The sequence below is a fragment of the Glycomyces sp. NRRL B-16210 genome (genome assembly GCF_000719515.1).
In the GTDB taxonomy this organism is placed as follows: Bacteria; Actinomycetota; Actinomycetes; order Mycobacteriales; family Micromonosporaceae; genus Glycomyces.
Map to the genome: position 1 here is coordinate 1 of NZ_JOGR01000002.1, position 19665 is coordinate 19665.

General features: G+C 71.9%; 14 protein-coding genes. 5 read left to right on the forward strand and 9 right to left on the reverse strand.

Annotated elements, in window-relative coordinates:
* Positions 1–206 precede the first annotated feature (206 nt).
* The 4 genes from IF12_RS0102865 to IF12_RS23680 all read right to left on the reverse strand — a co-directional run bounded on the left by IF12_RS0102865 (position 207) and on the right by IF12_RS23680 (position 4439).
* Positions 207–1127, reverse strand: coding sequence for a glycine betaine ABC transporter substrate-binding protein (locus IF12_RS0102865; protein WP_030154339.1), 921 nt, complete (start codon positions 1125–1127; stop codon positions 207–209).
* Between the two features lie 52 nt (positions 1128–1179).
* Positions 1180–2079, reverse strand: a complete 900-nt coding sequence (locus IF12_RS0102870) for a proline/glycine betaine ABC transporter permease (protein ID WP_051703889.1) — start codon at positions 2077–2079, stop codon at positions 1180–1182.
* Entirely contained in the window at positions 2076–3164 is a 1089-nt protein-coding gene (locus tag IF12_RS0102875) for a glycine betaine/L-proline ABC transporter ATP-binding protein (RefSeq protein ID WP_030154343.1), read from the reverse strand. The genes IF12_RS0102870 and IF12_RS0102875 overlap by 4 nt, the downstream gene beginning before the upstream one ends.
* 372 nt (positions 3165–3536) lie before the next feature.
* The gene (locus IF12_RS23680) at positions 3537–4439 is read right to left on the reverse strand and encodes a hypothetical protein (protein ID WP_030154345.1); all 903 of its coding nucleotides are present in this window, start codon (positions 4437–4439) and stop codon (positions 3537–3539) included.
* 297 nt (positions 4440–4736) lie between these two features.
* Between IF12_RS23680 and dxs the strand changes: the two genes are divergently transcribed.
* Positions 4737–6662, forward strand: coding sequence for a 1-deoxy-D-xylulose-5-phosphate synthase (gene dxs, locus IF12_RS0102885; protein WP_035748232.1), 1926 nt, complete (start codon positions 4737–4739; stop codon positions 6660–6662).
* 86 nt (positions 6663–6748) lie between these two features.
* Here dxs and IF12_RS0102890 read toward each other — a convergent pair whose 3' ends face one another.
* From IF12_RS0102890 to IF12_RS0102905, 4 genes are all read right to left on the reverse strand, one after another.
* A complete protein-coding gene (locus tag IF12_RS0102890; RefSeq protein WP_133884233.1) occupies positions 6749–9559 on the reverse strand; it encodes a proline-rich domain-containing protein in 2811 nt (936 codons plus the stop codon).
* Positions 9560–9867: 308 nt separating this feature from the next.
* On the reverse strand, positions 9868–10710 hold the full coding sequence (locus IF12_RS23685; RefSeq protein WP_051703890.1) for a hypothetical protein: 843 nt from the start codon (positions 10708–10710) through the stop codon (positions 9868–9870).
* Positions 10711–11005: 295 nt separating this feature from the next.
* Complete coding sequence (locus IF12_RS0102900) at positions 11006–13102, reverse strand: 3-hydroxyacyl-CoA dehydrogenase NAD-binding domain-containing protein (protein WP_030154353.1); 2097 nt, start codon at positions 13100–13102, stop codon at positions 11006–11008.
* Positions 13102–14289 (reverse strand): thiolase family protein, encoded by a 1188-nt coding sequence (locus tag IF12_RS0102905; RefSeq protein ID WP_197034581.1) that lies wholly within the window; start codon positions 14287–14289, stop codon positions 13102–13104. The genes IF12_RS0102900 and IF12_RS0102905 overlap by 1 nt, the downstream gene beginning before the upstream one ends.
* A 165-nt stretch (positions 14290–14454) precedes the next feature.
* Here IF12_RS0102905 and IF12_RS25985 point away from each other — a divergent pair, with 165 nt between their 5' ends.
* Together IF12_RS25985 and IF12_RS25410 are read left to right on the forward strand one after the other, a co-directional pair.
* A complete protein-coding gene (locus tag IF12_RS25985; protein WP_197034582.1) occupies positions 14455–15369 on the forward strand; it encodes a hypothetical protein in 915 nt (304 codons plus the stop codon).
* Positions 15370–15425: 56 nt separating this feature from the next.
* Complete coding sequence (locus IF12_RS25410) at positions 15426–15581, forward strand: hypothetical protein (RefSeq protein ID WP_156036798.1); 156 nt, start codon at positions 15426–15428, stop codon at positions 15579–15581.
* Positions 15582–15644: 63 nt separating this feature from the next.
* Here the strand turns inward: IF12_RS25410 and IF12_RS0102920 are convergent, their stop codons facing one another.
* Positions 15645–16859 (reverse strand): ribonuclease D, encoded by a 1215-nt coding sequence (locus IF12_RS0102920; RefSeq protein ID WP_030154361.1) that lies wholly within the window; start codon positions 16857–16859, stop codon positions 15645–15647.
* Between the two features lie 307 nt (positions 16860–17166).
* Here IF12_RS0102920 and hemE point away from each other — a divergent pair, with 307 nt between their 5' ends.
* Entirely contained in the window at positions 17167–18207 is a 1041-nt protein-coding gene (gene hemE / locus IF12_RS0102925; protein ID WP_030154363.1) for a uroporphyrinogen decarboxylase, read from the forward strand.
* Entirely contained in the window at positions 18204–19637 is a 1434-nt protein-coding gene (gene hemG / locus IF12_RS0102930; protein WP_231492314.1) for a protoporphyrinogen oxidase, read from the forward strand. Before hemE ends, hemG begins: the two co-directional genes overlap by 4 nt.
* Positions 19638–19665: the final 28 nt, after the last annotated feature.

Sequence of the window (19665 nt, forward strand, 5' to 3'; positions counted from 1 at the left end):
GCGTGGGGCGTGGGGCGTGGGGCGTGGGGCGTGGTCTCGAAAACTGAAGCGGGGGCGGGACCGGAGTGCTCCGGTCCCGCCCCCCCTGCCGCCCGCTGTGGGGCGAGCGGTCGGGTCGCCTACGGCTTCGCCATCGGCGGCCCTGTCGCGCGCGGTCGCACCGGCTATGGTCCTCTTCCTGCCATGGAACCCGCGCGCGTGCCTGACTAGGAGATCAGCGTCGACAGGTCGTTGTCGGCGATCCAGGCCTCGACGCCCGCGTCGACGTCCCCGTCGTGGTCGAGGAAGACCGCGCCCTCCAGCTCGTGCACCTGCTCCACGGTCATCGTGAAGCCGCCGAGCGCCTCGGCGATCTCCGGGAAGTCGGCCGCGAAGCCGGTGCGGGTCAGCGTGTGGATCGACTCGCCGGCGCCGAGGGCGCCCTCGGGGTCTTCCAGGTTCTTCAGGTCGTACTGCCCGTAAGCGCGGTGCGGCATCCACAGGGTCACCACGATCGGCTCCTCGGCCGCGTACGCCGCGTCCAGCTCGGTCAGCATCGTGGCGGTCGACGAGGTCACCAGGTCGAGGTCGGTGATCCCGTAGGTCGGGATGACCTCGCTCTCGGTGATCTGGGTGAGGCCCGCTCCGGCCTCGATGCCGATGATCTGGCCGCCGAACAGATCGGCGTTGTCGTTGAGGTCGGCCAGCGAGTCCACGCCTTCGACGTAGGTCGGCACGGCGATGGTCAGGTCCGCGTCGTCCAGCCAGATCCCGAGGTCCTCGAGGTCGTCGCCGTACTCGTCCAGGTAGTTCTGGTGCGTGACCGGGAGCCAGCCGTCGAGGAAGAAGTCGATGTCCCCCGCGGCGATGCCCTCGAACAGCGGCCCGGCGTCGGCGAACTCCTGGGTCGTGACGGTGTAGCCGGCGTCGCTGAGGATCCGGTCCCACAGCCCGGTGGCGACCACGGCCTCGTCCCAGTTGATGTAGCCGATGGTGATCTCGCCTTCCCCTTCGGGGATGAGGTCGACGTTCTCGGTGCTCTCGTCGCCGCCGTCCTCGCTCTCGACCGTGCAGGCGGCGAGGCCGAAGGCCATGGTGGCGGCGGCGCCGGTTGCGACGGCGCCTCTGATGATCGAACGACGTTGCATGAAGGTCGCTTCCTTTCGGGCGGTTGGGTTCATCCGGTGGTCGTGGAAGGGGTCACTGCGTGAGGAGGGCCGCGCGGGCGACCGGCGTGCGGTCGGACAGGCCCTGGGTGACGCGGTCGAGGAAGACGGCGAGGAAGACCACGGCGAGTCCGGCGTTGAAGCCGGAGGCGAGGTCGACCCGGCTGAGCGAGTTCGTGATGATCTCGCCGAGGCCGCCGCCGCCGACCAGGCCCGCGATGACCACCATGGACAGTGCGAGCATGATGACCTGGTTGAGGCCGGCCATGATCGTCGGCAGCGCGAGCGGCAGCTTGATGCGGGCGAGGATCGACGCGGGCGAGGCGCCGAAGGCCTGCCCGGCCTCGACGACCTCCTTGTCGACCTGGCGCAGGCCCAGTTCGGTGAAGCGCACGCCGGGCGGCATGCAGAAGATGATGGTGGCGATGATGCCGGGCACCACGCCGACGCGGAAGAGCATGACCACCGGCAGGAGGTACACGAACGCCGGCAGCGTCTGCATGAAGTCCAGCGCCGGCCGCGTCAACGTCGAGACGGTCCGGTTCTCGGAGGCGAGGATGCCCAGCGGCACGGCGATGATCGTCGCTATCAGCGCCGAGACGATGACCATCGCGAGGGTCTCCATCGTCTCCTCCCAGTAGGGCATCCACGCGACGACGAACATGCCCGCGCCCATGCCCAGGCCCAGCTTCCAGCCCTTGGCCGCGAACGCGACTGCGGCGAAGACCAGGACCATCAGGCCCGAAGGCAGCCACAGGAGCGCGTCGGCGAGGTTGGAGTAGAGGAACTCGAGGAAGTCCTTGATGCCGGTGAAGAACGGCGCCCAGGTCGCGCGCGCCCAGCGGATGGCGGACTCCATCCAGTCGCCGATGGCGAGTTCGGGCAGCGGCTTCCAGACGTAGGTCCAGAACCAGTCGCGGAGGTAGTCGATCATGCGGGCTGGCGCTCCTCTTCGGCTCCGCGGTCCGTGCCGGGCTCGGGGTCCGGCTCGGCCTGGGGCTCGGTGTCTGGTTCGGGGGCAAGGGACTTGAGGATGGATCGGGGGGTGACCACGCCGAGCGGGTCGTCGTTGTCGTCCACGACCAGCAAGGGGGCCTTGGAGTTGAGGACCGGCTCGTACAGCTCGTTGACCGGCACGCCCGACTCGACGGTGGTGAACTCGCTGGTGTCGGTGGCGCCGCACGGCTCCATGACCGCCTCGGCGGTGAGCACGCGGCTGCGGTCGACGTCGGCGGTGAACTCGGCGACGTAGTCGTCGGCCGGGTGCAGCAGGAGGTCCTCAGCGGTGCCGAGCTGCTTGACCTCGCCGTCGCACACGGCGATCCGGTCGCCGATGCGCATGGCCTCGTTGAGGTCGTGCGTGATGAACACGATGGTCTTGGCGAGCTTGCCCTGGAGGTCGAGGAGCTGGTCCTGCATCTCCTGGCGGATGAGCGGGTCGAGGGCGCTGAAGGCCTCGTCCATGAGCAGGATCTCGGTGTCGGCCGCGAGCGCGCGGGCCAGGCCCACCCGCTGCTTCATGCCGCCGGAGAGCTGGGCGGGGAGCTTGTCCTCGTGGCCGGTGAGGCCCACGAGCTCGACCGCCTCCCTGGCGCGCTCCAGCCGCTCGGCCTTGCTCAGGCCCTTGATCTCCAGTCCGAACGCGACGTTCTCGACCACGGTGCGGTGGGGGAGGAGCGCGAAGTGCTGGAAGACCATGCTGATCTTCTCGCGGCGCAGGCGGCGCAGATCGCGCGGCGAGAGCGCCCCGAGGTCGACGCCGTCGATGAAGATCTTCCCGGCCGTGGGCTTGATGAGGCCGTTGAGCATCCGGATGAGGGTGGACTTGCCGGACCCGGAAAGGCCCATGACCACGAAGATCTCGCCGGCTTCGATCTGCCAGTTGTGGTCGATGACCGCGGCGGTGACGTTCCGAGCGTTCAGTGCTTCGCGGGGGACGCCGTCCTGAAGCTGGAGGACGGCCTTCTGGGCGCCTTTGCCGAAGACTTTGTACAGGGATTCCACTGCGATCGCGGGCATTACGTCCTTTCGTGGCGCCGGTGCGAGTCGACGAATCGGGGGCTCGAGCTCGCGGGCGCGCGGGTTTCCGTCGGGGCGGCAACTGGTGAAACACTAGTCAACACCTGTGCATTTTCAACCCGAGCACTACGTGAGAAGGCCGACACGGGAAGTGTGATTCGCACGTTTTCGCAGGTGAGAGGCCTGATATCGTTTGTCGATCTGCTTTCGGTTCGATTGTCTACAATCTGACATTCCTAAGAATTGACGCATCGGCTTGACGCTTTCGAGACCGTCCCGTGACCGCATGGTTCGGTGCCGTGGTTCGGCGGCATGGCTCGGCGGGATGGCTCGAGAGGTGCGGTCCAGTTGCCCGGGCATTCGCGGTCCCCGCTACGGCAGCCGCGCGGCCTTCGCCCGCTCGGTGATGGCCGCCAGTTCCGTCTCCCCGAGCCCCAGTGCCCGGGCCTTCTCGTACTCGCCGGCGATGTCGGTGCCCATCCGCATCGGCGAGTCCGTGCCCAGCACCACCGCGATGCCCGCCTCCAGGAACCGCGGCAGCGGGTGCGCCTCCAGGCTCGGGACCATGCCCAGGACCACCGCCGAGGTCAGGCACACCTCCACGGTCACGTCGCGCTCGGCGAGCAGCCGCATGATCCCCGGGTCGCTCGCCGCGCCGACGGCGTGCCCGATGCGCCCGATCTGCTCGATCTCGGCCAGCGACGCCAGGTTCGAGCCGTTGAAGGCCCCCGCGGGGACGGTGACGCCCAGTCCCGCCGCGCCGGCGGCCTCGGCCACGACCCGCCCGCGCGTCCAGTCCGCCTCGGCCGCATACGGGACGTAGATGATCTCGACTCCAGCCAGGCCCGCCGCCGCAGCGTCGCCGAACGCGTCGCACAGCTCCCGCAGCATCGGGTCCCACAGGTTCATGCTCAAGACGGCGCCCGCGTCGAAGTCCGGGTAGATCTCGGTGACGCTCGCCCGCGCCGCCTCGAACCGCTCCATGAACTGCGGGTACACCACCGACTCCTGCGGCAGCCGCAGCTCGGTGTAGACCGCGCCGCCGCGAGCGGCGGCGGCCAGGGCGTCCGCCAGGATGCCCTCGTACACCTCGGGGTCGACCGCGTCGAGGTCGAAGCGCGGCACCGCCGACATGCGTTGGAGGCGGGCGAGGCCGGGCGGGGCCACGGTCTGCACGCTCGTGCGCCGGTCCGCCCAGTCCACCGGCGAGGAGCTCAACACCTGATCGAGGCGCGCGGGCCATTCAGTGTTCTGGTGCAGGTCGATGAGATCCATGTTGGGATGATCACATTTCGATCACGGACGAGCCGGTCTTTCGTGCGGCGTGTCCCTTTCGGGGAGTGACGGCTTTGCGACACTCGCGCCCGATGTCCTTCTTTCGGATGAACTTCCGGTGCGGCCGAGCGAAGTCGGTCCAGAACCGCTCCCCGTGACGGCCCCGCGAGCGAACCGTGACCGACCCGGCGGGCCCGCCGCCGCGCCCGCCGAGCCCTGCGAGGACCCCATGAGACACGTCCCAGCGGTCCTCGCGGCGGTACCGCGTCCGCGTCGTCACCGTTAGACTTCCCGCTTATGAACTCGCACGACGAAACCGAGATGGGCCCGCTGCTGTCAGGCATCGGCAGGCTGGCCGATTTCAAGTCGCTGGACGAGGCCGACCTCCCCGCGCTCGCGGAGGAGCTCCGCGCGTTCCTGGTCGACGCGGTCGCCAGGACCGGCGGCCATATCGGCCCCAACCTCGGCGTCGTCGAGCTGACCATGGCGATCCACCGGGTCTTCGACTCCCCGCACGACCAGATCGTGTTCGACACCGGCCACCAGTCGTACGTCCACAAGGCCCTCACCGGCCGCGCCGACCGCTTCGCCGGGCTGCGCGGGCGCGGAGGCCTCACCGGCTACCCGAGCCGGGCCGAGTCCCCGCACGACCTCGTCGAGAACTCCCACGCCTCCACGGCCCTGTCCTACGCCGACGGCCTCGCGAAGGCCCACGCGCTCTCCGGCTCCGACCGCCACGTGGTGGCCCTCGTCGGCGACGGCGCGCTCACCGGCGGCATGTGCTGGGAGGCGCTCAACAACATCGCCGCCCGCGAGGACCTCAAACTCGTCATCGTCGTCAACGACAACGGCCGCTCCTACGCGCCCACTGTCGGCGGCCTCGCCAAGCGCCTGTCGGGCCTTCGCCTCAACCCCGGTTACGAGCCGACGCTCAAGCGGATCCAGGAGCTCGTCGAGCGCATCCCGCTGGTCGGCCGCGCGGCGTACGCGGGCCTGCACGCGGCCAAGACCGGCATCAAGGACGCCCTCGCCCCGCAGGGCATGTTCTCCGACCTCGGCATCAAGTACGTCGGCCCGGTCGACGGCCACGACGTGGCCGAGCTGACCGAGGCGCTGGAGCGCGCCAAGCGCTTCGGCGGCCCCGTGATCGTCCACGCCCTCACCGAGAAGGGCCACGGCTGGGCCCCGGCCCGCGCCGACGAGGCCGAGCAGATGCACTCGCCCGCCGCGTTCGACCCGATCACCGGCGAACTGGTCGGCGCCTCGAAGCGCCGCTGGACCGGCGTGTTCGCCGAAGAGCTGGTGGCGCAGGCGAACCTGCGGCCCGAGGTCGTGGCGATCACCGCCGCGATGCCCGGTCCGACCGGGGTCGACAAGCTCATGAAGCGCCACCCCGAGCGGGTCTTCGACGTGGGCATCGCCGAGCAGCACGCCGTCACCTCCGCCGCGGGCCTGGCCATGAACGGCCTGCACCCGGTCGTGGCCGTGTACTCCACGTTCATGAACCGCGCGTTCGACCAGACCGTGCTCGACGTGGCGATGCACCGCCTGCCGGTCACGTTCGTGCTCGACCGGGCCGGGGTCACCGGCCCCGACGGGCCGAGCCACTACGGCATCTGGGACACCTCGATCTTCAGGGTCGTGCCCGGTCTGCGGATCGCGGCCCCCCGCGACGCCGCCTCGCTGCGCGAGGAGTTCGCCGAGGCGCTGTCGGTCGACGACGGCCCGACGATGCTGCGCTTCCCGACCGGCGCGATCCCCGAGGCCGACCTGACCGCCGTCGAAGTCCACGAGGGCCTCGACGTGCTCGTCAAGCACGAGGACGACGAACTGCTCATCGTCGCGTGCGGATCGTTCGCCGCGATGGCCGTGGAAGTCGCGTCCCTCCTCGCCGAGCAGGGCATCCGGGCGACCGTGGTCGACCCGCGGTGGATCTCGCCGGTGCCCGAGCCGCTGGTGAAGCTCGCGGGCCAGTACCCGCTGGTGGCCACGATGGAGGACGGCATCCGCACCGGCGGCTTCGGCGACGCGCTCGCGCAGTCGCTGCGCGACGCCGGCGAGGAAGTGCCCTTGGTCGACTTCGCGGTCGAGCGCGGCTGGCACCCGCACGGCTCGCGCGCCCAGCTCCTCGCCGACCTGGGCCTGACCTCTGCCGCGATCGCCGACCGCCTCGCGGGCGAGGTCCACCGCCGCGGCGAAGCCGAAGCGCACCACCACCACTAGAACGAAGCGGCGCGGCGGGCCCTGTAGGACCCGCCGCGCCTGGTGCTGCTCTTAAGACGCCCGCCGGGCGCTTGTCGGTTGCATTCCTACCGCATCGATTTCAGACCGCTTCGAATCCGCGCCAGGTCGCGGCGGCGCTTCTCGAACGTTGCGCCCGCTCCGATGAGGATCACGCCGCCGATCGCCGGCGGGATCCACACCGGGATGAGGTGCCACAGCAGCGTCAGCTCGTTGATCGTGACGACCGCCAGCGCGATCGACCCGAGCAGCAGCGGCGCCTGCCAGCGCCGCTGGAGTCCCGCGATGATGACGACGATGGCCGCCGCGCCGACGCCCACGCGCCGTGCCGCGTCGGCGTCGCCGAGCGCCAGGATGAGGCTCGGCCCGATGCCGCCGATGATCGGCAGGGCCAGGGTCGACCACGACCCGGCCTGGGGTCGGCGCTCCAGGCGCCACAGGCCGATCGCGAACAGGATCGCCGCGGGCGGCGCGGTGAAGGCCTCCAGGACCGTGACGTCCAGGGCCGCCAGGAGCGTCCACCATCCGAGCGTGCCGGTGCACAGCGCGGTGATCGTGTAGCCCCACTTGCGGACCGGGGCCATGATCGCGGCCCCCGCCAGGGCGAGGGTGTAGATGCCGAACTGGGCGGGCACGAAGAGAGTCCGCTCGTCGCCGGCGAACACCGCGTTGAGCCATTCGGCGAGTCCGGCGATGCCGATCGAGAAGCCCGCGAGGACGTGGGCGAGGATCGCGGCCAGGACCCGGTCGGGGCGGCTCTTGCGCGGCACGCCGACGGCGGCCACGAGCATGAGGGCGGCGGTGGCGGTGAGCCACAGCGGGATCCACTCGTCGGCGACGTCGAGCCGTTCGATGGCGGCGGCCGAGCCGGCGGTGATGGGGGCCCAGACGGTGACCGCGACCCAGCCGGTGCACCGGCCGGCGAGGGTGCCCGAGCCGATCGCGGTGGTCAGGCCGATGATCGCGCAGACGATGAACCCGAAGGTCGGGAGCGCGTCGAAGCGGACCGGGTCCCCGTGCCAGACCAGGATCACCGTGGAGACGACCGCGAAGGTCACCGCGAGGGCCACGGCGTCGAGCCGGTACCTGCGGGGGAGCAGCACCGAGGCGAACGCCAAGGCCGCCAGGACGATCGGGGTCTCCCAGGTAAACAGTCCGCCGGGTTCGGCGGTCTCGGCCAGGACCGCGAGGCCGCCGAGGGCCCCGATGGAGGCCGTCAGCGCGGTGCCCGCGCCGACCACGTAGGACGCGGTGCGGAGGGCGGCGGCCATCGGTTCGGGCACGCGCGGCGCGATGAGCCGGGCGGCGAGGAACACGACGAGGTAGGCGGCCAGGTCCGGGGCGTCGAAGGTGACCGCGGCGAACGCGGCGAGGGCGGTGAGCCCGGCGGTGGCGGCCGCGGCGAGCGGCCACGCGTCCTTGCCGCCGAGGAGGATGAGCGGGAGCAGCGCGGCGGCGAGGAGCGCGAGCGAGGGGATCACGAGCTCGGCCGATGCGGAGCGGATCGCGAGGGTCCACGCGCACAGCACGAGCGATCCGGCGGCCGAGGCGGCCACGAGCATGGTCGTCGGTGAGACGCCGAGGCGGCGGGCGAAGTGGACGCCGATGAGGTTCGCGGCGGCCAGGAGCGCGACGGCGGCGGCCACGGGCGGGACCACGGGCCCGTCGAGGCCGAAGGCCGCGCGCAGGCCCGCCGAGCAGCCGGCGACGACCGCGGCGCAGGTGAGGAACCGCGAGGCCCAAAGGTCCGAGCGGCCGAACGGGGCCGGGCGGTTGGCGGTGATCCAGGCGGCGGCGCCGAGCACGAGGGCGATGGTGAGCATGAGGACCACGGCTTTGCCGAGGGAGCTGGCGGCCGCGAAGGACGCGCCGACCGCGGCGAGCGGCAGGAGCGCCCAGCTGGTGGCGCTGAGTCGGGCCCAGGCCCGGTAGAGGGCGAGGACGGCGAGGACCCCGGCGGTCCAGGTGCCGACGGTCTCGGGGCCGAAGTCGGCGCCTTCGGGCCGGTACAGGTAGTACCCGGCCAAGGTGGTGCACCACAGGGCGAGCGAGGCGAGGGCCGCGAAGGTCTCGGCGGTGGCCCACAGCCGGAACCGCTTGAACGCGAACGGGACGGCGAGCAGCAGGAGGGTCACGCCGCCGAGGATGGCGGCCCGGCCGCCGTCGCCGAGGTTGCGCCAGGCGACGGCGGTGAAGATGATGATCGCGGCGGCCACGAGGAGGCCGCCGAGGCTCAGGAGCACGGTCTGGACGGTCTTGGTGCCGACTTCGCCGCGGTCGCGTTTGGGGGCGTAGGGCGAGCCGGGCGGCATCGGGTAGGCGGGGGCCGCCGGTGCGCCGCCGGGCGGCGTGTTCGGCGGCTGGGGCGCTCCGTGCGGCGTCGCTGCGGGCGTCGGGTGCTGCGGTGCGGCTCCGGTGGGCGTCTGCGGCGAGGCGGGGGCCTGCGGCGTCTGCCGGCCCGCCGGGTGCGGTCCGGTCGGCGCGCCGGGCGCGAGCGGCGAGGTGCCTTGACCCGGTTGCGCGGCGGGTGCGGGCGGGGTGGCTTCGGCCGCGCCCTGCGTCTCGGGACCGGATTGCGAGACCGGTCGGCCCGGCACGGCCGGGGTCGTCGGGGCGGGTCCGGGCGCTTGCGGCCCGGGCGGGGTGTGCGCGGCCTGGGCCTCGGCCCGGTAGCGCGCGGCGACCTCGGCGAGGTCGCCGAGGACCCCGCGGCGCTCGGTCTCGACGGCGGCGCGGCTCTGGAGGGTCGCGGGCATCGCGGCCAGGACCGCGTCGAGTTCGCTGAGCCGCGACAGCAGCGGTTCGGGTCCGCGTCCGCACGAAGCGCATCGCTCGGCCGTGGAGGGGCGTCCGCAGCGTGGGCAGTTGTACGTTGTCATGTGCACAGTGTGGCGGGCCTGTCAAATGCTCGGTCGGGCAATTCGGACACATTTTGTGCATGTCGCACAACGGACCGCTCCTCCGGGTGAAGGATCCGACACCGAATTCTTCAGGATTCCTCTAAACGGACCACTGCCGGGCCGGTGCCTTCCCGCGCACCGGACGTGCGGCGTCGGGCCCGCCCGCGAACGTTCGGGCGATCGGCCTCGGGCCGCGACCGGTGCCGCGAGCGCCCGCAGCGATGGGAACGGGCCCCGCAGCGATGCTGCGGGGCCCGTTCCGTCGGGAGGAGGATAAGCGTTTCGCGCTAGGCGGACTCGTAGGCCTCGATGATCGTCCAGGCCTCGTCCTCCCACTGGGCGTAGTGGTCGGGGTACGCCGAGATCTGGACCGCCTGCGCGGCCTGGGCGATCGACATGCCCTCCCAGCCGCTCACCTTCGCGAGGGTGTTGTAGAACTTGCTCGCCGAGGTGCTCACGTCCATGAGCTCCTCGACCGAGCCCCAGCCCATCGAGGTGCGCTGCTGGAAGATGCCGACCGAGTCGTGGTCGGAGTAGGTCACCGAGGAGTCGGTGTATTCGAAGCTCTCCGGGACGGCCTCGGAGGCGGCGTTGTACATCTTCGCCTCCTGCATCGCGGTGGCGAGGGCGACGGCCCAGCCGCGCTCCTCGAAGCCCAGCTCCTTGCCGGTCTCGATGATGGTCACGGCGTTGGCGAGCTGCTCGGAGTCGAGTCCGGCGGTGCCCGAGTCGAGCACGACCGGCCCGGCCGGCTCCTTGGCGGGCTCGGGGGCCTCCTCGGCCTCCTCCGCTTCGGCGGCCTCCTCGGAGGTCGCCTCCTCCTCCGCGGCGGCCTCCTCGACCGCTTCCTCGGTCGTCTCCTCGGCCTCGGTCGACTCCTCGGGCTCCTGGGCCGCGGCGACCTGGGGGGCCGCCGGCTCGTCCTCGCCGGCGAGGGCCCACGCGGCGGTGGCGCCCGAGCCGGTGAGCACGGCGGCCGCGAGGGCGACGACCGCGATGCGGCGCGCCCGCTTCCCATTGGGGTGCTCGTCCTTGAATCCCGCGAGGGTGTTGCCCAGCCGCTGGGAGACCGCGGCGGCGGCGCTCCGGACCGAACCGGTCACGCCTTCGATGATCTTGGTGATCTGCACTCGGCAACCGTAGGGACCGAAACACGCGGGTCAAAGCCGCTCGTTACCACAGAATCCAAGGTCAGACGGGGGTTCCTCGTCAGTAGGTCAGCGCCGGGGCGTTTGCCCGGTACCGCCCCTATCGTCGGCGGCGCCCGAGCGCGTCACCGCTGCCGCCCGACCCCGTCGGGACACGGGACGAGCCCGGCCTCGTCCTTTCGGTTGAGTCCGGGCTCGTCGCAAAGATAAAGTGACGGTCGTCACTTTCACTCGTGATCGTGGGAGCCTTCCCGCGATCACCTATCCGCTGGTCACTCTATGAATCGACGGCCTCGCCGAGAGCGAGCGGCCTTCCGGACACCGCGGTCGAAATCCCCTCCCGGTCCAGGTACGGCGTCAGCCCGCCCAACCAGAACGGGAACCCCGCGCCCATGATCATCGCCAGGTCGACCTGCTTCGCCGAAGGCACCACGCCCTCGTCGAGCATGAACCGGACCTCCTCGGCCAGGCCCCGGAGCACCCGCTCCTTGACCTCCTCGGCCGACGACGCCTCGTCGCCCAACTTCACCAGCGACTTCGCCGCCTCCGTCAGCCGCCCCTTGCCCTTCGCCTCCGCGTCGAACACCGGGAAGTCCGCCTCGGCCAGCAGCCGCAGGTTCTCCGACAGCGGGAACCGCGGCCCCAGGTCCTCGTTCAAGTGCTGGCACAAGTGCCACGACACCTGGAGGCCCACCAGCTCCAGCAGCGCGAACGGCCGCATCGGCAGCCCCAGCTCGTCCAGCGCCACATCGGCCACCTCGACCGGCGTGCCCGCGTCCACCGCACCGGTGACCTCCGCGAGCATCCGGCCCAGCAGCCGGTTCACGATGAACGCCGGACGGTCGGCCGAACCCACCGCGGTCTTCTTCAGCTTCTTCGCCACCGCGTACGCCGTCGACAGCGTCGCGGCGTCGGTCGACTCGGTCGCGATGACCTCCACCAGCGGCATGACCGCCACCGGGTTGAAGAAGTGCATCCCCACCAGCCGCTCGGGGTGCGCCAGACCCGACGCCATCGCCGTGATCGACAGCCCCGAGGTGTTCGTGACCAGCAGGCACTCCTCCGGGACGAGCGACTCGACCTCGGCGAACACCGCCTGCTTGACCTTCAGCTCCTCGAAGACCGCCTCGATCACCAGATCGCAGTCGCCGTACACCGACTTGTCCGCGCTCGCCGACACCAGCGAACGCAGCTTCGCGGCCTTCAGCTTCGAGGCCCGGCCCTTCGCCTCCAGCTTGTCGATCTCGGCCCGCACGTAAGCCAGGCCCTTCTGCGCCCGGTCCTCGTCCAGGTCGGTCATGACCACCGGCACCTCGAGGCGCCGCGCGAACATGAGCGCGATCTGCCCGGCCATGAGCCCGGCCCCGACCACGCCGACCTTGCCGATCTCCTTCGCCAGCCCCGGGCTCGGCGCGCCCTCTGGACGCTTCCCGAGCGCGCGCACCAGGTTGAACGCGTAGATGCTCGCCTGGAACTGCGGCCCGACCTCCAGATCCGCCAGCGCCTCGTCCTCGGCCAGCGAGCCCTCCTCGAAGGAGGCCGTGCGCGCCAGCTCCAGCAGGTCCACCGCCCGCACCGCCGCCGCCGAGGCGTTGTGGACCTTCTCGTCCACGAGCTTGCGAACCCCGGCCACGACCTGCGGCCACGACTCGCGGTCGATCGCCGCGCGCTCCACCGCCAGCTCACCGGAGGCGACCTTGACCGCCCACTCCAGCGACTCCTCCAGGAAGTCCGCGGCCTCGAACTGCGCGTCGGCGATGCCCAGCGGCACCAGGTCGGTCCCGCGCAGCATCTTGTTCTGGTTCAGCGGGTTGCCGACGATGACCTGCGCGGCCTTCTCGACCCCGATGAGGTTCGGCAGGATCTGCGAGCCGCCCCAACCGGGGATGAGCCCGATCGAGACCTCCGGCAGGCCCAGCCCGACCGCGCTGGCGCTCACCGTCCGGTAGTGGCAGTGCAGCGCCAGCTCGAAGCCGCCGCCGAGCGCGGTGCCGTTGACGAACGCGAACGTGGGGACCGCGGAGTCCTTGAGCCGCTTGTAGACCGCGTGCCCGGCCTGGGCGAGCGCCAGGCCCTGCTCGCGCGATTCCAGCAGCGGCATGAGCTTGATGTCGGCGCCGGCCAGGAAGATGAACGGCTTCCCGGTGACGGCGATGAGCTTGAGGTCCTCGGCGGCCTCGACCTCGTCGAGGGCGCGCCACAGGTTCTTGAGCCCGCCGGGCCCGAAGGAGCTGGGCTTGGTGTGGTCGAAGCCGTTGTCGAGCGTGATGATCGCGGCCCTGCCGCCGAGCCCGCGGGGCTCCAGGTAGCGGACGTGGGCCTCGGTGACGACCTCTTCGTCGAAATCGGGAAGATCGAGCGGCGTCGCGTACATTACTTGGCCCCCTTGAAGTTCGGGTTCTCCCAGATGACGGTGCCGCCCTGGCCGAGGCCGACGCACATGGTGGTGACGCCGTAGCGCACCTCGGGGTGCTCGGCGAACTCGCGGGCGAGCTGGGTCATCAACCGCACCCCCGAGGACGCGAGCGGGTGGCCCATGGCGATCGCCCCGCCCCACGGGTTGACCCGCGGGTCGTCGTCGGCGATCTTGAAGTGGTCGAGGAAGGCCAGCACCTGCACCGCGAAGGCCTCGTTGATCTCGAACAGGCCGATGTCGTCGATGGTGAGCCCGGCGCGGGCCAGGGCCTTCTCGGTGGCCGGGATGGGCCCGACGCCCATGGTCTCGGGATCGACGCCGGAGAACGCGAAGCCGACCATCCTCATGGCGACCGGCAGCCCCAGTTCGGCGGCGGTCTCGGCGTCGGCCAGCAGGCACGCGGTGGCGCCGTCGGTCAGCGGCGCGGCGGTGCCGGCGGTGACGCGCCCGTGCGGGCGGAACGGGGTCCGCAGGTTCGCGAGGCCCTCGAGGGTGGTGCCGGGCCGGGGCAGCTCGTCGGCGGTTGCGACGGTCCAGCCCTCGTCGGAGCGGGCGGCCATCGTGGTGATGTCCTCGGTGAGGCGCTCGACGGCGGCGGCGTAGCGCTGCTGGGTGCCCACGGCGTAGGCGTCGGCGCGCTCCTTGGTGATCGACGGGAACAGGTCGTGCAGGTTCTCGGCGGTGTTGCCCATGTTGAGCGCTTCGGGGTCGACCAGCTTCTCCGCGATGATGCGCGGGTTGGGGTCGACGCCTTCTCCCATGGGGTGGTTCGACATCGACTCGACGCCCCCGGCGATGGCGATGTCGTACTGGCGCGAGGCGATCGCGGCGGACACGTTGGTCACGGCCGTCATCGCCCCCGCGCACATGCGGTCGATGGAGTAGCCCGGGACGGTTCGCGGGAGCCCGGCCAGGAGCGCGGCGGTGCGGCCGAGCGTGAGGCCCTGGTCGCCGATCTGCGTGGTGGCCGCCAGTGCCACCTCGTCGACCCGCTCAGGCGGCAGCCCCGGGTTGCGGCGCAGCAGCGTCCTGATGCAGCGGATGATCAAGTCGTCAGCGCGGGTCTCCTCGAAGAGTTTCCCCGCCTTGCCGAACGGGGTCCGTACCCCGTCGACGAAGACGACATCGCGGATGGTGTCGTTCACGCCAGCCCCTCCTTTGGGTATGCAACGTCACAGCCTATGTTACCCGCAAGTAAGTTCATTGTCGCGGCCCCACCCAGCCTAGGGCCCGGCGCGCCGCAAGAGGTGCGTTCTCGCAGGTGGCGCCCATCGAATGTGCGTGTAGCGGCGCGTGCCTACGCTGGGGCCATGAGCATCCCGCCCCCGCCCCACGCCGCCCCGCCGCCCGGTCCTCCGCAGCAGCCCTACGGCGGCCCGCCCCCTTATGGGGCGCCGCCGTACGGAGCCCCGCCCGGGGCCTACCCGAATCCGTACGGCCACCCGCCGGTCATGCCGCAGCCGCCGCGCCGCAACGGGGCGGTGGTCGCCGTCGTGGCGGTCGTCGCGGTCGCCCTCCTCGCCCTCGCCGGCGGCGCGTACTTCGTGCTCTCCGATGACGACGCCGAGCCGCCGACCTCCCAGGCGAGCGAGGCGACCTCCGAACCGGCCGAGGCCGAGGCCAACCCGCTGGCCCACCCGGACGCGCGGGACCTCACCGCCGACGCCGGACCGTTCGAGTCGACCGAGGGCTACGTGACCTTCACCGACGAGGAGGACGTGTGGGTGCCCGAGTTCGACGGGGGCTGGACCCGCACGGCCCAGGCCGACCTGAAGGGCGCCAGAGTCAGCTTCGACTACGTCCGGGACGGGTCGTACCTGGCCGGGGCCTCCTGCTACACGGCCTCGGACCGCGGCATCGCGATCGAGGACTTCACCGACGACCGCGCCGTGTTCGACGCGGTCGAGGGCTCCCTGCGCGAGACCCGCGGGCCCGGCGCGGAGTTCGCGTCCGTCGAGGACCCCGAGTTCTCGCACTACCTGATCGACGGGCGGGCCGCGACGGTCGGCGAGGTCCGGTTCGAGTGGACCGCCTCGACCGATCCGGAGACCGGCGAGCGACAAGAGGTCATGTGGAGCGAGCACTGGGGCTACCTCGCGATCGAGCGCGGCGAGGACGAGCCCGCGATCTGCTCCTACGGCGAATGGCTCGACGGCGTCATCAGCGAGCCGAACCACGCCCGCGACGCCGTGGAATGGCTCCTGGAAGCCCGCGTCCGCGCCTGACCTCCGCGAAGCGTGTCGAGGCCTTCGACCTCGCCGCGGCCGACATGATTCCGCGAGTGACCGCCGAACGGGACCGAATCGGGCGCCCGATCTCCATGGAGGACGCCCAGATGGCGGCCATCTGCCTTTCCCGCAGGGCCATGCTCGCCACCCGGAACACCAAGGACTTCGACGGGCTCGGCATCACCCTGATCAACCCCTGGGAGCACTGACCGGAACCCCCGGCGGAGACCGACGAGGGCAACGGCTCCGCGCCGCTGCCCTTTCGCGTCGGCTCAGTTCTCGAGCGCTCCGGCGAGGCCCGCGGCGAGCAGGTCGATCTGCCATTCGCGCGCGCCGCCCTCGGCGAGCACCGTGCGCACGTGCTGCTCCGAGACCTTCTTCGGCGGCTCCCAGGCCAGGCCCCGCACCAGCGCCGGACTGATGAGGTTCTCGGCCGGGAGCCGGTGCTTCTCGGCGATCTCGGCGACCACCTCTCGCGCGGCGGCGAGCCGCTCGGCCGCGACCGGGTCGCGGTCGGCCCAGCGGTGCGTCGCGGGCGGGCCGTCCTGCGGCGGCGTCGTCGAAGGCAGGTCCTCGTTCGGCACCGTGCGGGCCTCGGCCAGCGCCGCCAGCCACAGCCGCGCGTTCGCCCTCCCGCCCCTGCGCCGGAACCCCGGCAGGCTCATCAGCTCGGCGAAGTCGGTCGGGTCGGCGGTGGCCGACTCCACGATCGCCGCGTCCGGCAGCACCTTCCCGGGGGCGCGGTCGAGCTTGCGGGCCAAGGCGTCCCGGGCCTCCCACACCGCGCGGACCCGGCCGAGCGCCCGGGCGCCGCGGACCTTGTGGATGCCGCTGGTGCGCCGCCACGGCTCCTTGCGGGGCTTGGGCGGCCCGGCGGTGCGCACGTGCTCGAACTCGGCCTCGGCCCAGGCGGACTTGCCCTGCTCGGCGAGTTCGGCGACGAGCTCGTCGCGCAGTTCGATGAGGAGCTCGACGTCGAGCGCGGCGTACGCGAGCCAGTCGTGGGGGAGCGGGCGCGAGGACCAGTCGGCCGCCGAATGCTGCTTCTCCAGCCGGAAGCCCAGGAGCTGCTCGGTGATCGAGGCGAGGCCGACCTTCTCGAAGTCGCACAGGCGCGCGGCCAGCTCGGTGTCGAACAGCTTCGCCGGATGCAGGTCGAGCTCCTCGAGGCACGGGAGGTCCTGGCTGGCGGCGTGGAGGATCCACTCGGGACCGGACAGGACGCGGCGGAGGGGATCGAGGTCGTCGATCGGGATGGGGTCGACCAGGACCGAGCCGGCGCCCGCCCGGCGCAGCTGGATGAGATACGCCCGACCCGAATAGCGGAAGCCCGAGGCGCGCTCGGTGTCCACGGCGATGGGCCCGGACCCGGCTTCGAGGCGCTCGGCGGCCTCGGCCAGCTCCGCGGAGGTCTGGATGAGCGGGGGCATCCCTTCGCGCGGCTCGGTGAGGAGTTCGGCTTCGGGTTCGGGTTGGGGATCGGTCACCTGTTCACCGTACGGCCAGGTAACCTGCGCGCGCTACTGCCCCGCCGCACAGGAGACCGTTTTACACCCGATAGTGGCAAAATCAGCTAATTTATCCTCCCTAGTGGACGACCCGTTTCGGTGCTGCCAGCCACAGTGCCCCGACCACCGCGGCGCCCATTACGCAAGCGACGCCGCCGCGCCCTCCCACTCGGCCCCACTCGACCCGCCACTCCAAGCCGCGACACTTCGCGTGCGCGCACGAGTGCGGGCCACATCGCACTCGTCGCTGCGGGCGGGCGCCCCGGCGGCGTGGAAGGATGGCCACGTGTCGAACGCAGCAGCTTCTCCGATCGAGTCCCCGTTCCTCGCGGCCTGCCGCGGCGAGCAGCCGAGCCGCACCCCCGTCTGGTTCATGCGCCAGGCCGGACGCTCGCTCCCCGAGTACAAGACGGCCCGCGGCACCACCACCATGCTGGAGGCCTGCCGCACCCCCGAACTGGTCTGCGAGATCACCATGCAGCCGGTGCGCCGCTACGGCGTCGACGCGGCCATCTTCTTCTCCGACATCGTCGTCCCGCTCGCCGCCGTCGGCGTGGACGTCGAGATCGTCCCCGGCACCGGCCCCGTCGTCGCCGAGCCCTTCCGCACCGAGGACGACCTCAAGCGCCTGCGCAACCTCGACCCCTGCGACGTCGGCTACATCACCGAAGCGATCGGCCTACTCGTCAAGGAACTCGGCGACACCCCGCTCATCGGCTTCGCCGGCGCCCCGTTCACCCTCGCCTCCTACCTCATCGAAGGCGGCCCCTCCCGCGACCACGCCAAGACCAAGGCGCTCATGCACTCCGCGCCCGAGCTCTGGCACGGCATCGCCTCGCGCCTGGCCGCCATCTGCGGCGAGTTCCTGCGCGTCCAGGTCGAGGCCGGCGCCCGCGCCGTGCAGCTCTTCGACTCCTGGGCCGGGGCGCTCTCGGAGGCCGACTACCGCCGCTTCGCCCTGCCGCACTCCACGGCCGCGCTGGCCGGGGTCGCGCAGTCGGTGCCGCGCATCCACTTCGGCGTCGGCACCGCGCACCTCCTCGAGGCGATGGCCGAGACCGGCGCCGAGATCAGCGGCGTCGACTTCCGCATCCCGCTCGAGCAGGCCGCGGAGCGGCTGCCCGACAAGGTCCTCCAAGGCAACCTCGACCCCGCGCTGATCCTCGCCGACGACGCCGCGCTCCTCGCCGCGACCGACGCCGTGCTCGAATCCGGCCGCGGCGCCAAGGGCCACATCTTCAACCTCGGCCACGGCGTGCTCCCCGACTCCGACCCCGAGAAGCTCAAGCTCGTCGTCGACCGCGTGCACGAGGTCTCGGCGCGATGAGCCCGATGACCCCCGCCCGCGTCACGGGCACCCCGGGCCGGACGCGGGTCCTCGTCGTCGGCGGCGGCATCACCGGCATGGCCGCCGCCCACCGCCTGCGCGCCCGCCTCGGCCCCGACGCCGAGATCATCGTGGCCGAGCAGTCCGCGCGCCTGGGCGGCAAGATCCACACCGTCGACTTCGCCGGGCGCCCGGTCGAGACCGGCGCCGAGTCGCTCCTGGCCGCCCGGCCCGAGGCCGTCGACCTCGCCCGCGAGGTCGGCCTCGGCGACGCCCTCGTCTACCCCTCGGCGCTCAAGCCCGCGTTGAGCATCGGCGGCGAACTCGTCGACTTCCCCGCCGGGCACATGATGGGCATCCCCGGCGACCCCGCCGACGTGGCCGCCGTCGCCGACGCCAAGGAGCGCCCCGACGACGGGCGCCCGATCCTGGAGCCCGGCGCCGACATGTCCGTCGGCGCCCTGGTGCGCTCGCGCCTCGGCGACGAGGTCCTCGACCGGCTCGTCGCCCCGATGCTCGGCGGCGTCTACGCCGGCGACGTCGACCGCCTCTCCGTGCGCGCGGTCATGCCGCAGCTCGCCGCCGCGCTCGAACGCCATGCGCGCCTGACCGAAGCGGTGGCCGAGATCAAGCGGCCCGCGCCCGCCTCCGGCGACGATGCTCCCCAGGCGGGTGCTCCCCGCGGCAAGCCCGTGTTCGCCACCGTCGACGGCGGCCTCAACCGGCTCGTCACCGCCACCTCCGCGGCCGCGCGCGCCGAGATCCGCCTCGGCATGACCGTCCGTGAGCTGCGCCAGACCCCCTACGGCTGGGAGGTCATCGCCGGGCCCGTCCCCGACCCGATCAAGATCACCGCCGACGCGGTGCTGCTCGCCGTGCCCGCCAAGCCCGCGGCCCAGCTGCTCCGCGACGTGGAACCGCAGACGGCCGCCGCGCTCTCCGGGGTCGCCTACGCCTCGGTCGCCTTGGCCGCCTTCGCGTTCGACCAGATCGAGCTGCCCGAGCGCTCCGGGTTCCTCACCCCCGCCTCCGAAGGCAAGACCGTCAAGGCCGCCACCTTCGCCTCCCAGAAGTGGCCGCACCTGGGGCGCCGCCGCCAGATCGTGCGCGTGTCCATGGGCCGCCTCGGCGAGGAGGCCCTGCTGCAATACGACGACGCCACGCTCGCCAAGACCGCCCTGCGCGAACTCGGCGAGCACCTCGGGCACCGCCTGCCCGAACCGGTCGAGCAGCGCATCGACCGCTGGGGCGGGTCCCTGCCGCAGTACAGCCCCGGGCACCCGGCCCGCATCGCCGCCGCCCGCGAGGCCCTGGCCTTCCACCGCGGCATCGCGATCGCCGGAGCCGCCGTCGACGGGGTCGGCATCGCCGCCTGCGTCGCCTCCGGCCGGAAGGCCGCCGACGAGATCGCCGACCGGCTCGCCCGATAGCGCACCGAATATTTCAACCCCGACTCGA

Excerpts from the sequence above, each read along its gene's own strand:
- IF12_RS0102865 (WP_030154339.1), bottom strand. The coding sequence starts at position 1,127 with ATGCAACGTCGTTCGATCATCAGAGGCGCCGTCGCAACCGGCGCCGCC.
- IF12_RS0102870 (WP_051703889.1), bottom strand. The coding sequence starts at position 2,079 with ATGATCGACTACCTCCGCGACTGGTTCTGGACCTACGTCTGGAAGCCG.
- IF12_RS0102875 (WP_030154343.1), bottom strand. The coding sequence starts at position 3,164 with ATGCCCGCGATCGCAGTGGAATCCCTGTACAAAGTCTTCGGCAAAGGC.
- IF12_RS23680 (WP_030154345.1), bottom strand. The coding sequence starts at position 4,439 with ATGGATCTCATCGACCTGCACCAGAACACTGAATGGCCCGCGCGCCTC.
- dxs (WP_035748232.1), top strand. The coding sequence starts at position 4,737 with ATGAACTCGCACGACGAAACCGAGATGGGCCCGCTGCTGTCAGGCATC.
- IF12_RS0102890 (WP_133884233.1), bottom strand. The coding sequence starts at position 9,559 with ATGACAACGTACAACTGCCCACGCTGCGGACGCCCCTCCACGGCCGAG.
- IF12_RS0102900 (WP_030154353.1), bottom strand. The coding sequence starts at position 13,102 with ATGTACGCGACGCCGCTCGATCTTCCCGATTTCGACGAAGAGGTCGTC.
- IF12_RS25985 (WP_197034582.1), top strand. The coding sequence starts at position 14,455 with ATGAGCATCCCGCCCCCGCCCCACGCCGCCCCGCCGCCCGGTCCTCCG.
- hemG (WP_231492314.1), top strand. The coding sequence starts at position 18,204 with ATGAGCCCGATGACCCCCGCCCGCGTCACGGGCACCCCGGGCCGGACG.